The 16,242-nt window shown below is 36.8% G+C and carries 16 protein-coding genes; 2 read left to right on the top strand and 14 right to left on the bottom strand.

Features of this window, described 5'->3' with window-relative positions:
* The first annotated feature begins 88 nt into the window (after nucleotides 1–88).
* Nucleotides 89–679 carry an NUDIX domain-containing protein gene (locus tag AC0L8O_RS11160; RefSeq protein ID WP_473448125.1) on the top strand — a complete coding sequence of 197 codons (591 nt, stop codon included), beginning with the start codon at nucleotides 89–91 and terminating at the stop codon, nucleotides 677–679.
* Here AC0L8O_RS11160 and AC0L8O_RS11155 read toward each other — a convergent pair.
* From AC0L8O_RS11155 to AC0L8O_RS11130, 6 genes are all read right to left on the bottom strand, one after another.
* The gene (locus AC0L8O_RS11155; RefSeq protein WP_026562557.1) at nucleotides 642–875 is read right to left on the bottom strand and encodes a hypothetical protein; all 234 of its coding nucleotides are present in this window, start codon (nucleotides 873–875) and stop codon (nucleotides 642–644) included. The two genes, AC0L8O_RS11160 and AC0L8O_RS11155, sit on opposite strands and share 38 nt — an antisense overlap.
* 68 nt (nucleotides 876–943) lie before the next feature.
* Nucleotides 944–1,939, bottom strand: coding sequence for an LLM class flavin-dependent oxidoreductase (locus AC0L8O_RS11150; RefSeq protein WP_473448123.1), 996 nt, complete (start codon nucleotides 1,937–1,939; stop codon nucleotides 944–946).
* A 12-nt stretch (nucleotides 1,940–1,951) separates the two neighbouring features.
* Nucleotides 1,952–2,236 carry a DUF3219 family protein gene (locus tag AC0L8O_RS11145; RefSeq protein WP_473448121.1) on the bottom strand — a complete coding sequence of 95 codons (285 nt, stop codon included), beginning with the start codon at nucleotides 2,234–2,236 and terminating at the stop codon, nucleotides 1,952–1,954.
* Between the two features lie 190 nt (nucleotides 2,237–2,426).
* Entirely contained in the window at nucleotides 2,427–3,752 is a 1,326-nt protein-coding gene (locus tag AC0L8O_RS11140) for a M48 family metallopeptidase (RefSeq protein ID WP_026562560.1), read from the bottom strand.
* A 96-nt stretch (nucleotides 3,753–3,848) separates the two neighbouring features.
* The gene (gene bluB, locus AC0L8O_RS11135; protein WP_473448119.1) at nucleotides 3,849–4,499 is read right to left on the bottom strand and encodes a 5,6-dimethylbenzimidazole synthase; all 651 of its coding nucleotides are present in this window, start codon (nucleotides 4,497–4,499) and stop codon (nucleotides 3,849–3,851) included.
* Between the two features lie 234 nt (nucleotides 4,500–4,733).
* On the bottom strand, nucleotides 4,734–4,874 hold the full coding sequence (locus tag AC0L8O_RS11130; RefSeq protein WP_473448117.1) for a hypothetical protein: 141 nt from the start codon (nucleotides 4,872–4,874) through the stop codon (nucleotides 4,734–4,736).
* A gap of 185 nt (nucleotides 4,875–5,059) precedes the next feature.
* Here AC0L8O_RS11130 and AC0L8O_RS11125 point away from each other — a divergent pair, with 185 nt between their 5' ends.
* Nucleotides 5,060–5,245: an alpha/beta-type small acid-soluble spore protein gene (locus tag AC0L8O_RS11125; RefSeq protein ID WP_026562562.1), complete on the top strand. Its 186-nt coding sequence runs from the start codon at nucleotides 5,060–5,062 to the stop codon at nucleotides 5,243–5,245.
* A 134-nt stretch (nucleotides 5,246–5,379) separates the two neighbouring features.
* On the opposite strand, the gene AC0L8O_RS11120 is transcribed toward AC0L8O_RS11125, so the two are convergent.
* From AC0L8O_RS11120 to hutH, 8 genes are all read right to left on the bottom strand, one after another.
* Nucleotides 5,380–7,350, bottom strand: a complete 1,971-nt coding sequence (locus AC0L8O_RS11120) for a TRAP transporter permease (protein WP_026562563.1) — start codon at nucleotides 7,348–7,350, stop codon at nucleotides 5,380–5,382.
* Nucleotides 7,340–7,855: a DUF1850 domain-containing protein gene (locus AC0L8O_RS11115; protein WP_473448115.1), complete on the bottom strand. Its 516-nt coding sequence runs from the start codon at nucleotides 7,853–7,855 to the stop codon at nucleotides 7,340–7,342. Before AC0L8O_RS11115 ends, AC0L8O_RS11120 begins: the two co-directional genes overlap by 11 nt.
* 76 nt (nucleotides 7,856–7,931) lie before the next feature.
* Nucleotides 7,932–8,933: a TAXI family TRAP transporter solute-binding subunit gene (locus AC0L8O_RS11110; protein ID WP_026562565.1), complete on the bottom strand. Its 1,002-nt coding sequence runs from the start codon at nucleotides 8,931–8,933 to the stop codon at nucleotides 7,932–7,934.
* Nucleotides 8,934–9,150: 217 nt separating this feature from the next.
* On the bottom strand, nucleotides 9,151–10,215 hold the full coding sequence (locus tag AC0L8O_RS11105; RefSeq protein WP_473448113.1) for a M14 family zinc carboxypeptidase: 1,065 nt from the start codon (nucleotides 10,213–10,215) through the stop codon (nucleotides 9,151–9,153).
* A gap of 522 nt (nucleotides 10,216–10,737) precedes the next feature.
* A complete protein-coding gene (locus AC0L8O_RS11100; RefSeq protein ID WP_473448111.1) occupies nucleotides 10,738–11,715 on the bottom strand; it encodes an agmatinase family protein in 978 nt (325 codons plus the stop codon).
* Entirely contained in the window at nucleotides 11,712–12,974 is a 1,263-nt protein-coding gene (gene hutI / locus AC0L8O_RS11095) for an imidazolonepropionase (RefSeq protein ID WP_473448838.1), read from the bottom strand. The genes AC0L8O_RS11100 and hutI overlap by 4 nt, the downstream gene beginning before the upstream one ends.
* Nucleotides 12,974–14,641: a urocanate hydratase gene (gene hutU, locus AC0L8O_RS11090; protein ID WP_473448109.1), complete on the bottom strand. Its 1,668-nt coding sequence runs from the start codon at nucleotides 14,639–14,641 to the stop codon at nucleotides 12,974–12,976. Before hutU ends, hutI begins: the two co-directional genes overlap by 1 nt.
* Nucleotides 14,634–16,154: a histidine ammonia-lyase gene (gene hutH, locus AC0L8O_RS11085; protein WP_473448107.1), complete on the bottom strand. Its 1,521-nt coding sequence runs from the start codon at nucleotides 16,152–16,154 to the stop codon at nucleotides 14,634–14,636. The genes hutU and hutH overlap by 8 nt, the downstream gene beginning before the upstream one ends.
* Nucleotides 16,155–16,242: the final 88 nt, after the last annotated feature.

The raw sequence follows: 16,242 nt of genomic DNA, 5'->3' as shown, positions 1-16,242 counted from the left end.
GTACGAACTGGAGAATATAAGAAAAGAATTTATAAAAATAAGGATGATGAATTTGTCAGTGAATTTTTGTATGAAATGTGGTTCGCAAATGGGTTTGCGAGAAATCGATGGTATAGAAAGAAAAGCATGCTCCAGTTGTGAGTTCGTTTATTGGGGTGATTATAGTATTGGGGTAGGAGGGTTAGTAATTAGAGAAAACAAAATTCTCCTTGTGAAACGTGCTCATGATCCAGGTAAAGGATATTGGACTAATCCTGGAGGATATATTGAACAATTTGAAAATATTGAAGAAACGATACAAAGAGAGGTCAAAGAAGAAGCTGGAATAACAGCGAGAGTAAATCGAATTGTTGCACTTCGTGACCTCCCACGCCATATTCATAATGTTTATATTGCCTTTACTATGGATTATATAAATGGTGAACCGGTTCCTGATGGAATTGAGTCAGATGAAGCAGGTTTTTACACTCTAGAAGAAATTGAACAAATGAATGTTGCTCCATTTACGAGGTGGCTTGTAAAAATAGCTTTTGAAAGTAATGAGAATGGACTACAAAAAGATGAAATAACTGTACTGAAAGACTCTTTCCTTTTTCAGTATAAAGATGAACCTCAACAAGGGTTAACTTATCCTGTTGAGGTTATTCATGTATCTTCTTCTTCACTTCATCCCGAATGAGTTCTATCAATTCATCTGAAAGATTTGCCGGGAGTGAGGTATTGTTTTCAAATACCCATTTATTTAAAATCTCGAGATCTGATTTTTTAAACGTGATACTGTAATCCTTATTCTTATGGGAGAATTCCGTTGTCACTGCTTCTTCTCCATATAATCCATCATCTATGATCATATGTGTAATATCATAATCCTTCATTATGCCATCTCCTCATCTATACACTCTTCTCTACTATAGAATGAGCGATAAAGGATGGATTATACATGTTACATGAATGCTTCTGCAATTAGCTGATAAGATATGAGACGATCTTCTGGCGAATGTGTGATTGTGACAAGCATGAGTTCATTTACTTGATAAGAAGCTTGAATATCGATTAACTTCTGTTTTACCTCTAACGGATTACCAATAATCATCTTTTGTTTTAACATTTCAATTTTTTGCTTTTCTTCTTCGGAATAAGGATATTCTATTGCCTCTTGAATAGAAGGAACGCCTTTTGTTCCCTCCCCCTTCTCTTTTTGAATAGACCATAATAGAGAACTTAACGCAATTTCTTCCGCTCTCTCAGTTGTTTCTGCACATATCACTGAAACCGTAAGAATTACGTTGGGATGGTTTACTTTTCGTTTTGGTTTGAAATGATCGAGATATTGGTTAATAATTTCTTTACCGTCATTTTCACTCATGAACTGCCCAAATGCATAGCTTAATCCTGTCTTTGCCGCTAATAGGGCACTTTTTTTACTTGTTCCCAGGAGCCAAGGTACTGGAGCTGTGTCAGGAAGTGGAGCTGCTTGAACTTTGGCATATTCGTGATCTGATGGAAAGTCGTTATAAATAAAATGAAGTAACTCCATTATAGATTTTGGTAAATCCCACACTTGTTGAAGAAATTGGTCTGATAAGGCATTTGATGCTTCTGCTGATCCTCCCGGTGCACGTCCGATCCCTATATCAATTCGATCAGAAAATAAGGTAGCTAGCATGTTAAATGTTTCTGCTACCTTATAAGGTCTGTAATATGGTAATAAAACAGCTCCCGAACCAATGCGAATTGTTTTTGTATTTGCTCCAATATAAGCTAACATTACTTCAGGTGCTGAGCATGCCAGTCCTGCTAAATCATGATGTTCAGCAATCCAAAAACGAGTATATCCTAGACGCTCACCTGCTTGGGCTAATTGTAATGATTTCAGTAACGCGTCTCGAGGTGTCTGGTTTGAAGATATGGGTGCCTGATCTAATATACTTAACCTCATTTTATCGCCTCTCTATTTTGACTGTTCAATGATTTGCAAAGAAAATGTTGATAATTGGTTTTCTTTATATAAATTTGTCAAGGATGTGGAATAGTTATTTATAACCCCATGAAAAGTTATATTTCTTTCAGGTATTTTTACATGGAACGCATTTTTATACAATAAAGTCGTGATGTCATGATAATCGTTACTAGTAACAAGGAATTCTACTGATAGTTGAATAAGATTATTAACTGATTTTTCTTCGTATTTGGTTATAGATATAGGTGTATCATTTAAATAGACTTTAGTTACCACTGAGTAAACCTCCTATTGTTCATTATATGTATATACGATCATATAATAATTTTCTTTCTAAGAAAATTAATTTGACTTAAGTTGATGGATCCTATTTGTAAACCATCCCGAAAAAAGACGATAAAAAAAGGATGAACCTGATTATGTTCATCCTTTTCACTATTTTTATTCATAATATAACTGAAGCTTTTTAGAACATGCTAGGATCATTTTTATACGATTCAAGTAACTGAATAAAATCCTGATTATCATAATCATTTGCATAGTCTATTGCTGACAAGCCATCTGTATCTTGTAATGTTGGATCAGCACCAGATTCAAGCAGTAATTTTCCTGATTCAATGTCATCCGCAACAACGGCTGACATTAACGGCGTCCATCCGTAATCATCTTGATGATTCGGATCTGCCCCATATTCAAGAAGCATTGGAACAAAATTCAGTTTCTCATTCATAATGGCAATCATTAGTGCACTTTCGCCAAATTCATTAATCGTATTAGGATCTGCCCCATCCTCTAATAATTGTTCAACAGTTTCCTGATCATCATCAACAATAGATTGCATTAAAGGTTCGTCTTCATAATTATATTCATCTTCGTAGCTATATGGATCTGCAATTCCACTTAAGAAATCAAGCTTGGAGATTACGAATGCAGTTCCTACGGTTAACCCTATAAATAACCCTGGCAACAGGAAGAAAACCAGTACAATGATAAAGACAACTTGTTTTGTTTTACTTACTAATGTTACGGTTGGTTGGTTATCATCATTCATAAATGTTTCAATTTCATGTATTCTTTTTGGAATTGGCGGATGAGTTGACAATAATTCTGTTAATGTTGCAAAAAAACCTTTTTTCTCATTATATTGCTCTAAAAATTCATTTAAGTTGACTTTGTTATATAATCGTCTCCCTGCTGCTAATATTAATAATCCATTGATTGCATTTTGAGGTTTTTCTGTATAATAAGCAGCCATTCGATCACAAGTATATTCAGCCATTCGCAGATAACTAGTCCCCAAGAATGGAATCCACATAGCTAACGATACAAAGATACTTTTTGAGATATGATTTCGTTTCAAATGGGCAAGTTCGTGTGCAATAATATAATCAATATCAAAATCCGGGGATTCATCAGCGATATCAACAAAATCAGAATATAAAACAACCATATTTTTTCCCGAGATAGCAAGTACTTTTGTCGCAAACGCATTTAATAATCCACCAGATTCAAGAATATAGACCTCCGGAATATTTCTTAATTCCATTTTCGTTGAAAGGTGTACAACTTTTTCATATAAATCTGGAAACTGTGTTTCACGAAGTCTAACACCATTTAACTGAATATGTGACATTGAAATAATGTGTGAAAAAAGCGAAAGAAGAGCAAATGCTAAAAAAATAAAAACACCAACAATAGATATTAATAAATATAAAGCAGCTAAACATGTTGTGATCACACAGATAATAAAAAGGGTTTCCTCATGCTTATGTACTAATTGATTTTCTTTCATCTAAAAAATGACTCCTTCATAACAATAATTTCTGTGAATTTTCTCTAAAAAAGATACACATAAAAAATGACAGGTCATGTGTATCATAGGGTTTGTTTACTTCTCTGGTCCCTCCCATTTATTTTTAGAGATTAAGTTTTGTAAATCCTTTCTCTTTTCCCATTTTGACGATTCCAAGATGGGTGCCTTTGGATAAACATCTGTATACCCCAATGAAATGAGAGCAACCGGATCGATATGTGGAGGTATTTCTAAAATTTCACGGATATCTGCTTTTTTATAAAAACTAACCCAGCCCATTGCTATGCCTTCTACACATGAAGCTAACCACATATTTTGAATAGCACAAGCTGTTGACATCATATCAGTTTCGGGAATTGAATTTCTCCCAAGCACATGGGCTCCTCCTCTGGTTGGATCACATGTAACACAGACCGTAATAGGAGCTTCCTTAATTCCTTCAATTTTTAATTTAAGAAATGCTGATGCCCTTTCGTCCCCTTCATAGTGAATAGCAAGTGCTCTCCGTTCTTTATCAGCAGCCCAAGCTAGCTTTTCTTTCAATTCGTTGGAATCAATTAAAATAAAATTCCAAGGCTGCATAAATCCTACTGAAGGTGCTTGATGTGCTGCTTTCAATATTCGCTCTACAGCATCGGCAGGTACCGGTTTATTATTAAAACTCCGCACATCTCTTCTTGTTTCAATTACTTTGTATAATGCATCTTTCTCTTCTTGGGAAAACATGTTCATTACACCTCAAATCGATGAATTTAAGACTAACAAGCTAGGTCACTCTTAATCTAGTATACGTGCGTTTATACAAAAGTAGACAAAATGAAAAATGAAAATCCGCCCAGTATAACTGAGCGGGGATTTTTTAAAATTACAGAGAAATTTAACCCAATAGATATCATCATATAAGAATCGATAGGAAATATCAACATAATTTTGGATAATTTTACAAAAAATATATAAAGTTTATTCTTCCCCTTTTTCATCATAAGCAATTAAAACGATGTTCTCATTTGTTTCATTACGAAGTTCAGTTTCAAGTGCAAGGATTTTTTGTAGTTGATCAGAATCTAAATGTGCAACAGGGAATCTTTCAAACGTATCCATCGACCGGTTTCCTCCTTTATAACAGTACGCAATTAATGCCTTTACATATAAGTTTCCCTTTCATAAAAAAGGTTATACGGAGCTCTGAAAGCTCAATGATATTATTTAGCATTTTGGATAAAATAAAATTGAGCATCTGATATCAGTGCTTAAAGTTCCTAAACCATTCAAAGGGGTGTTGTACAATGGCAAGAAATAAATTGGTCGTGCCAGGTGCAGAAAATGCTCTAAATTCCATGAAAGAGGAAATAGCGAATGAATTTGGGGTACAACTTGGAGCTGATACAACCGCTCGTGCAAATGGTTCAGTTGGTGGAGAAATGACAAAGCGTTTAGTCGCTATGGCTGAAAATCAACTTCGAAACCAATAATGTGATGGACCTTTTAAGGGGCCCGGAATTATTTGGGTCCCTTTTTCATTTTATTCAAAAAATAACCAGCATTATTAATAAGTAATATAGTAAAAAACCTGAACCCACTAAATGTGAATTCAGGTTATGGTTGTTTAATTTGACATTTTTAATGTATTTTCCTTATCTCGTTTCCAAAAGATTTGGAGTGCAAGTAATGCAACGAAGGTAATGATTCCGGTTATATCGGAGACACCTTCAGGATAGATTAAAAGCAATCCTGTAATGATCGCGATAATTCGTTCAGCCCAGTGTAACTTTCTAAACCAATATCCGATGATACCTGCACCAATCGCAATCATTCCTGAGAATGCTGTGATAATTACCCATACTAACTCAAACCAAGTTGTGTCGATCATGAGTAACTGTGGAGAAAGGACAAAGATATACGGGATTATGAAAGCAGCTATGGCTAGTTTTGCAGAATTTACTCCCGTACGTAATGGTTCTCCCCCTGCCACACCAGCGGCTGCGAATGCAGCTAATGCAACAGGTGGTGTAATATCTGCAATGATTCCAAAATAAAACACGAATAAGTGAGCTGATAAATCGGGAACACCTAATAAAATAATAGCTGGTGCAGCAATTGTTGATGTAATAACATAGTTTGCTGTAGTCGGTGATCCCATTCCTAATACTAATGCTGCCAACATTGTAAGCATTAATGTTGGAATTAAGTATCCCCCGGCAAGATCAATTAATCCATTCGCCATTTTTAAACCAAGTCCTGTTTTCGTTACAATACCTACGATGATACCTGCTGCGGCTGTTGCTGCAGCAACTCCTAACGCTGAACGGGCACCATCAACAAGTGCTAATACAAATTCTTTAGGTCCCATTCTTGTTTCTTTATTAATTAGTCCAACAATAATCGCAATTAAGATGGAATAAAGTGCTGCATGTGTAACGATCACACCTGACATTAATAAAACAATGACGGCAATAATAGGTAGTAATAAGTAAATTTTCTTAATTACTTCTTTCCGATCGGGCATTTCTTCTTTCGTTAAACCACGTAAGCCAATTCTTTTCGCTTCAAAATGTGTCATGATCCATATACCGGCAAAGTAAAGAACTGCAGGTATTGCAGCAGCTTTGGCAATTTCCCAATACGTGATGCCTCCACCAATAAACTCTACCATCAGGAAAGCGGCAGCACCCATGATTGGCGGCATTAGCTGTCCACCTGTTGAAGCTGCTGCTTCTACTGCTCCGGCGAACTCTTTCTTATATCCAAGTTTCTTCATCATCGGTATTGTAAAAGATCCTGATGTAACAACATTTGCGACAGAGCTTCCACTAATTGTACCTTGAAGTGCACTGGAGAAAATAGCTACTTTTGCAGGTCCCCCAATTCTTCGACCCGCAATCGAAACAGCTAAATCATTAAAATATTGACCTACTCCTGTTTTAACAAGGAATGCACCAAATAAAAGGAATAAGAAAATGAAAGTTGAAGAGACAGCAAGTGGTGTACCTAAAATACCCTCAGTTGTAAAGAACATCGTTTGAACTAGTCGCTCTAAGGATAATCCTCTATGCGCCAGGAACCCCGGCATAAACTGACCGTACAATCCATATAACAAAAATAGAACGGCAATAATCGTAATAGGAAGACCGACTGCTCTTCTTGTTGCTTCAAGAACCAACAATATTGCAATAATCCCAACAACAAAATCCATTGTTGATAAACGCCCAACACTCATAACCAAGTCATTAAAAAATAATGGCCAGTAAGCACCAACTGCAACACTTAGTAAAGCAAGTATCCCGTCGTACCATGCAATCTGAAGTTTCCCCTTCTGACGTTTCTTCCGATTAGCAGGAAATAGTAAAAAGATTAAGGATAAGGCAAAGCCTAAGTGAACAGTTCTTTGTATTTGTGCTGTAAACACACCAAAAATGGCCGTATACAATTGGAATAGGGAGAATGCTAATAAACCTAAAAATGCTATCCAACCAATAATTCCAGTAAGCTTTCTTGTTCCAGCCTCAGGATCATATTTCTCTAAAAGTGCCTGTTGCTCTTCTTCGGTTAAAGTCTTTATTTCTTCTTTATTGCTCACTGATGTTCACTCCTTTCAATTGCTCCCAATATGAAATTTTTTGTGGTGATATTCTTATCCAGGTTCCTGGTGTTATAAAATTAGATAATGTATATGTGTGGTCCTTATAAATCATTCGATGATCCGCTCTCACTTGTCCGAGTCTTAAATCAATATATGGAAAATGACGATTCATATTTGTAATATAGTATGTACCATTTTTTACCTCAAATACCTCGTCACCTTCAGCATTAGAAGGCATTCCAACCGCAAAATCCTTGTAAGAAAGCTCTTTTAGCGTAATCTCTTTTTCAGAGGTGGAATATGTTTCAACAACATCTGAGAGGTGAATGGAATGGGTGTATTTAATTTGAAAGGTATCTTCATTTTTATTTATAGGTAAAAAAGCGAGAATTTCGTCTTTATCTTCATAGGTAAAGGCAATAATTGATTTATAAGGAAAGAAAATTAAAAATGCGATAAGCGATAGTAGAGGTATGATCATTAATACTAATTTTAGTTTCATAATACCCATCCCTTACATACATAAAACATATGAAATCGATAGACCGCTCATGCGATCTATCGACATGTAAAAGCTTTTATTTTGAAATGCCTTTTTCTTCAAAATATTTGGCAGCTCCAGGATGTAGCTCCATTTCACCTAAACCTTCTAGTGCTGTTTCAGCTTTAATAAGCTCTCCTTTTGCATGAGTGATTTGGTCAGTGTTTTCAAACATTGCTTTTGTCATCTCATAAACCAAATTCTCGTCAAGATCTTTAGAAGCGACTAACATTGCTTTAACAGCAACCGTCTTCACTTCAGAATCAATCTTGTATGTCCCACTTGGTACTGTATCTTCTGAGTAATATGGATATTTTTCCACTAATTCAGCAATTTTATCATCTGCTAGCGGAACAATTACAACATCTGCTTGTGCAGATAATGCTTCAACTGCACCTGTTGGAGTTCCGGCTGTAACGAATGCTGCGTCAATATTACCTGATTGGATTCCATCAGTAGACTCATCAAACGATAAGTTTTGAGCTTTAATATCATCAGTTGTTAGACCGTGGATTTCAAGAATTTGCATCGCATTGATGTAAACACCTGATCCAGGAGCACCGATTGATACTGATTTTCCTTTTAAATCCTCAACTGATTTAATGCCGCTATCAGCCGTTGTAACGAGTTGAATCGTTTCAGGGTAAAGAGATGCAATTGCTTGAATGTTATCGATAGCAGCGCCATCAAACATTTCTTTTCCTTCAATAGCATAAGAAGCAATGTCTGTTTGAGAGAAAGCAATTTCTGCTTCACCATTTCTCAAAGTTTCCATGTTCTCTGCAGAAGCACCTGATGTTTGAGGTGTAATATTTGCATCTGTGTTATCAGAAATAATATTTCCGATTTGTCCACCAAGTGGATAATATGTACCACCAGTACCACCAGTTAATAGGCTAAGGTTTTGTTTCCCGCCATCAGTGCCGCCTTCTTCACCAGCACCGCTTGTCCCACCTTCATTACCACCGCCACAAGCAGTAATAATCATTGCAAGTGTAAGAACCATGATGAATAAAAAACTACTACGAAGTTTTTTCAAAGTGTAGCCCCCTTTTTTTGGTAAATTTGTGTATAAAAAGCACATCATTATACTACCATAGGTTATATTAAGCTTGTCAAATGAAATGTTAGATATTTCGACATAGTGTATTTGAATATCACTACTAGAGTGATAGTTATTGAGGTGTTATCCTATCATCTTTACAAACAGGAACACATCCTCAAACCGTGCAAGAGGATGTGTTTGATCATTCTATTTATTCATCAGATTCTTCATTAGAACGATTTGTTTGTGTTGGTAAAGTGTCCCAAAAACTCGTATCTGCGGTATCAATTGAACCATCTGCAATGGCTCTGACAGTAGTATCTAATGTTGAAATTGTTTGTTTAATTAAATATCCATTGCTTTTTTGGCCAAGAGCGTAAGATTCGATATAATGATCTGACATTCCACGCATTTCAAATAATAGTGTAGAGATATCATATCGAACGGCTGCACCATTACGCCCTATATTTTCACCATTTCCCCCATTGTATTTTCCAATATGACCCCATCCGGTATTTTCAAGGGCATGATAGACAACTGACCCTAGTTTTTTTGAACGATCTAGGATTTCAGGTTTTACGTTTGCATTTGTAGGATACAAAATCGAGCCGGATACAAGCTCACCCTCTGTTTCACTTCGAGTACCTTGATGGTGAAGATCGATCATATAGTCGATGTTGTATTTTGCAAAAACATTTTCATGAAGAACTCTTGCCTCTGGTTCCATTTCACTTGGAGCTTTATCATGCTCACGGTTTAAATCAACATTATTGGCATTATAACGAGTTAAGTGACGATCTCCATCAGCTAAGTAATTGTCCAATGAAAAGTTAACATCACCCATTGCTCCATCTGCATTAAGCATCGGAATGATAAGGATATTCACATGATCTAATACACCCTTGGTTTTATTTGTTCCTAAGTGTTTAATAAATTCAAGTGCTCCCTCTGTTGTCAACTGCTCATTTCCATGTTGCTGTGTTAAGAATAATATGGTTGGATTTTGTGGATTTGATATGTATTTCGCCATGTAGATATCTCTGCCTTTGACCGTTTGTCCAATGATTTCAAGATCCATTTTATCCTGCTTGTTTTCCTGCGTTTTTAAATACTCCACTAAACTATCATATGTATGAAGAATGGAAGTTTGGATGGACCCATTACCGGTGTTTGGCCCGTTACCGACTGCATCGACTGGTAAAGAAACAACTGTCATTGCGCCAAAAGCTAATAGACTTGATAGTGACACAGATACTACTTTCCTTTTTAGATTCATTATTACATACCTCCCATATTTTATAGAATGATATTGTTATTGTACTGTTATATTAATTTTGTTTTAATAGCAGAGAAATCCTATCATTTTGACATATTTAGCAGATTGTATTGAATTAAAAGATGGTTCTTTCTATCTTTAATATTATATTTTTATAGTAAGTAAGGATGTGGCAAGAGATGGGAAACAGGTATTTTGACTGAAATACTAGTGTTTTATTTTTATTTTTGGTTCTAAAGTATCTAGTTGATCATGATCCTGTATATTTTTTGTCGAAGGAAAATTGGGGAAGGAGCTTATTTTCGATTTTGCTTGGATATTTTCGATTATGAGTAGATATTCTCTATTCTGAAGGTTTATTTACTATTTTCCATGCTTTATTTTCGATTTGTCAAAAAACGACACAAACCCTCAAAAAAAGAACAACCATTACTGGAAGTTCTTAGACTAAAAATTTATGTTACATTGTTTATACAAGTTACATGAAATTGCTCCACATTATAAGGGTACTGAAAACATATATCAAGGTATCTTTCTTAACACACAGCCTGTAACAAACTGCATCCAGGCATACCCTCCTATCTTAACTGTTTCATTTACGGGCGTGTCTTTACTAGGATCTAGACAAACAAAATCGATATGCTGAACAGCAATATGACTTCCAATTTCGAGTAGGCTATCAAAAAGCTCTTCTGTTGTCATTCCACCTGGAGTTGATGCGGGAACACCTGGAGCGAAGGAGATGTCCAGGACATCAAGGTCTACCGTTACATAAATGCGATCTACTTTTTCGTTTAATGTTTTAAGGGCGTGAAGGACAGTTTGGATAACTCCTGCTTTTCGCGCTGTTTTTAACATGATGATCTTAATATGGTGTTTATTGGCGAAATCTACTAATGGTTTGGCATTATAATAACCATGTGGCCCAATATTAACGATATTTTCTCCCTTTACAATGTTCTCTTCAATTAATTGCCTAATTGGTGTTCCATTTGAAGGTCCCATTATTTTCGGATCTCTTACATCAAGGTGTGTATCAAACTGCAAAATACCAATTGTTTCATTAGGGAATGCCTGTTGAATACCTTTTATTGCACAAGCGGTTGTGGAATGATCTCCACCGATCATACATGTTCGTGAGTATGGATATTTTGAACAAAGATATGCTGTAGATTGTTTGATTCGATCGTGTGACATAGAAATATCAGTCGTATGCATAGAGATATCACCTGCATCTCCGACAAGAAACGAGCTAAGATCTATGTTTTTTTCTATGTTATAAGTAGCAAAACCTTTCCAAATACGACGAAATTCCATCGGGTAAAGAGATGCTCCTGAGACACTGATGGAAGAGCGTGATAATGGTGCACCATAAATGAGCAGTTCAGGTGGGGTGTTCATCGTGTGAATGGATTGTACCCATTCATAAACATAAGTTGGATTATGTTTATTCGGTTGATTCCATGACCATTCTGGTTGTACTAACCAATGCTCTCTCATCGGTTTACCACCTTGATTCCTTTTTTCCAGACTGTTTTCACATGATTGACACCGAATCGATATTGCAGTTCTTGATAATTTTTTACGTTCCACAACACGATATCTGCTTGCTTTCCTATTTCGATGCTTCCAACGGTATGTTCACGTTTTATCGCACAGGCTGCATTGTATGTGGCTGCTGTTAATGCTTCAGCCGGAGTTAATTTCATGGTTAAACATGCTAAGTTCATCACTAAAGGCATAGAAGTAGTTGGTGATGAACCAGGGTTACAGTCTGTAGAGATGGCTACAGCTACTCCTTCATCAATCATTTTTCTTCCGTTAGCTGCTTCTTCTCTTAAGTATAGAGCGGTGGCTGGAAGTAAACATCCAATTGTTCCCTTTAGAGCCAAGGCTTTCATTCCTTGCTCAGTTGTTTTAAGTAAGTGCTCAGCTGATATGGCTCCAACTTCAGCAGCTAATTCTGCACCACCTAAGCAAACAATTTCATCAGCATGAATTTTTGGAATCAGGTTATAAAGCTTCCCTGCATTTAAAATGTTTTTTGATTGCTCAACGGTAAACACATCTTTTTCACAAAATACATCGATGAACTCAGCTAAGTTTTCATTTCCTATTATCGGTAACATTTCGTTAATAATCATATTTACGTAGAGGTCTTCTTTCCCTTTATACTCCACAGGTACAGCGTGTGCACCCATAAAAGTTGGAACAAGGTCGATAGGGTGTAGCTGCTGTAGTTTTTTAATCACATTCAATTGTTTTCGTTCTGTTTCTAAGTTAAGTCCATATCCACTCTTAGCCTCAATCGTTGTAACACCATGTTCTAAAAAGGAATCGAGCCTTTTTATTGTTTGCTCTATCAAATCTTCCTCTGTTGCTTCTCTTGTCATATTTGTAGTGGCATGAATTCCACCACCTGCATTCATGATGTCCATATAAGAAGCTCCATTTAATCTTAATTCGAATTCTTTCTCACGGCTTCCACCGTACACAACATGTGTATGTGGATCGACAAGGCCGGGTGTGACTAAATGGTCTGTTGCATCAATAATATCGGCATTGTGAAGATTGTTTCGGCAGAGTTGTTCTAAGTGATCTGTTGTTCCAACTGCTTGGATGAGACCGTCTTCGATCCATATACTTCCATCCATAATAATTCCTAAATCTGACATTGAAGCTTTTGTTCGAGGACCAAGTGGGCTTGATTTTAAAGTGGCCAATTGATTTATGTGTTTAATCCATAATGACTTTTTCATCATTCATCTCCTCCTTGGTTTAACATTGGCATGTTTAATCCATGCTGTTTGGCTGTTTCAATGGCAAGGGCATATCCTGCATCTGCGTGACGGACAACTCCCATTCCGGGATCAGTTGTTAACACACGTTCAATTCTTCGTTCAGCTTCTTTTGTGCCATCAGCAACAATCACCATCCCGGCATGCAGTGAGTAGCCCATACCTACACCTCCTCCATGATGAACAGACACCCATGTTGCTCCTCCTACCGCATTAATCATCGCATTTAAGATTGGCCAATCTGCAACAACATCTGATCCATCCTTCATTGCTTCTGTTTCCCGATTAGGAGAAGCAACGGAACCAGCGTCTAAATGGTCACGGCCAATTACTATAGGTGCTTTGAGCTCACCGTTTGCAACCATGTCATTTATCATTTTTCCAAACTGCGCACGTTCACCATATCCTAACCAGCAGATGCGTGATGGAAGGCCTTGAAATTGAATCTTTTCTTGCGCCATTTTAATCCAATTACAAAGTGGCTTGTTTTCACTAAACGTTTTTAAGATTGCTTGATCCGTTTTTAAAATATCTTCCGGATCTCCTGATAATGCCACCCATCGGAATGGTCCTTTGCCAACACAAAATTGAGGACGGATGTAGGCCGGAACAAAACCCGGAAAATCAAATGCTTGATGTATACCCTCATCTTTGGCTATTTGACGGATATTATTACCATAATCAAATGTAATGGCTCCTTTATTTTGGATTGCAAGCATTGTTTCAACATGTTTGGCAATTGAGGCTTTGGCATATTTTATATATAGATTCTTATCAGATGTTCTCAGGTGTTCTGCTTGTTCTAATGTCATATTTGAAGGAATATACCCATTTAAAGGGTCATGTGCTGAAGTTTGATCTGTTAGAATATCAGGAATGAAATGAATCTTCATTAACTCAGGTAATAGATCTGAAGCATTTCCTAATAGACCGATGGATAACGGTTTTCGTGATTTCTTTGCATTTGTGGCCAGCTGAATCGCTTCTTCTAAACTAGTAGTTTTCATATCTAAATACCGAGTTTGTATTCTACGATCAATTTTCTTTTCATCAACCTCAATTGCTATACAAACGCCACCGTTCATTGTTACTGCTAATGGTTGGGCACCACCCATTCCACCAAGTCCTGCTGTTAAAGTAATCGTACCTTTTAATGATGAATTGAAATGTTGTTTTGCTACTTCTGCGAATGTTTCATAAGTACCTTGAACAATGCCTTGTGAACCGATATATATCCAGCTTCCAGCCGTCATTTGTCCATACATCATGAGCCCTTTTTGATCAAGCTCATGAAACGTCTCCCAATTAGCATAGGCAGGCACAATATTTGAATTAGCTAATATAACACGTGGGGCATCTTCATGTGTTTGAAAGACTGCGACCGGCTTTCCGGATTGAATAAGTAATGTTTCATTGTTATTTAATTGTTTAAGAGAATGGACGATCATATCAAAACAATCCCAATTACGTGCTGCTTTTCCAATACCTCCATATACGACTAATTCTGATGGGTTTTCGGCCACTTCAGGATCAAGATTATTCATGAGCATTCGAAGAGCAGCTTCTTGCTGCCATCCTTTTGTATGCAAGGTGTTTCCTCTGTATTTCGATACTTTATTGTTATTCATATAGCTTTCCCTCCAATACAGTTTTAAAGTAAGGTTTCTCTGCTTTTAACCAATTTGTCATTGCTTCGATGTCAGTTGAAAAAATACGGTCATGTGTTATCGATGGAACTATTTTTCTTGCTTCCTTATAAAATGTTCCAGTAATAGATGCCATTTTATGAGAACCTCGAATTTCTGCCGCTTGAATACTGCAAATGGCTTCAATAGCAAGAACTCGTCGGGCATTTGTTATAATTTGATACGCATGCCTCGCTGCAATGGTCCCCATACTTACATGGTCTTCCTGATTTGCTGATGATGGAATGGAATCTACACTTGCCGGATGTGCTAATGTTTTGTTTTCTGATACGAGTGATGCGGCGACATATTGCATGATCATGGCACCAGATTGAAGACCCGGCTCCGGACTTAAAAAAGCAGGTAAATCATTTAACTGAGGATTAACAAGTCGTTCAATTCTTCGCTCGGATATATTGGCAAGCTCTGACAAGGCAATTTTTAAGAAATCCATCGCAAACGCAATGGGCTGACCGTGAAAATTCCCACCTGAAATGATTTTTGATCCATTATGAAAGATAAGGGGGTTATCTGTTGCTGCATTCATTTCGATCTCAAGCTTTTCTTTTGTGTAGTCCAATGTTTGCCATATCGCTCCGTGTACTTGGGGAATACATCTTATTGAGTAAGCATCTTGTACTCGTCGTTCGCCTTGTTTTGTAACTAGTAAACTATCTTTTAAATAGTCTCGAATTCTTGTTGCAACATCTATTTGTTGCTTAAACCCTCTTGCTACATGTATTTCATGATTAAAGGCATCAACAATTCCTTCCAACGCTTCAATCGTAACACCAGCAATTAACTCACTTTGAAATACTAGTTTTTCTGCTTCCAAATAGGTTATAGCACCCATAGCAGTCATCGCTTGTGTCCCATTAATTAAGGCCAATCCTTCTTTTGCGGTAAGCGTAACCGGTAAAATGGACTCTTTTGATAATGCATCGATTGAAGGCATTCGTTTTCCTTTATAAAAAACCTCTCCCTCCCCTAGTAAGCAAAGAGCTAAATGTGACAACGGGGCTAAATCACCACTAGCACCAAGAGAGCCTTGTTGTGGGATTACAGGATGTATTTCTGCATTAACTAAGTCAAGTAATCTTTCAATAATAACTGGTCGAACACCGGAAAATCCCTTTAGTAAGGCATTTGCTCTTAGTAGTATCATTGCTCGTGATACTTCTTCCGGAAAAGGGTCACCAACTCCGCACGCATGTGATCGAATTAAATTGAGTTGAAGGTTCTCAACATTATCATTATCTATAAAAACATCACTGAACTTTCCAAAACCAGTTGTAATTCCATATACAATGTTTCCCTTAGAAACAATATGTTCGACAGCTTTTCTACTTTCTTTCACTTTTTTCATGCTTCCTTCTGTATAACTAACCTTCTCTCGATCAAAAATTATTTTTTGCAAAGATTGAAACGTTAGGTTTTGTCCATTTAACATAATCACCTATTACTTCCTCCTTCTTACAAATAGAAAAGGGGACTATATCTATGAAATCAATGGATTCCAAGATATAGCCCCCTACTCACTATTT

The organism is Metabacillus sp. KJ11-3 (assembly GCF_055808295.1).
This window is presented reverse-complemented; position numbering and strand designations above follow the sequence as displayed.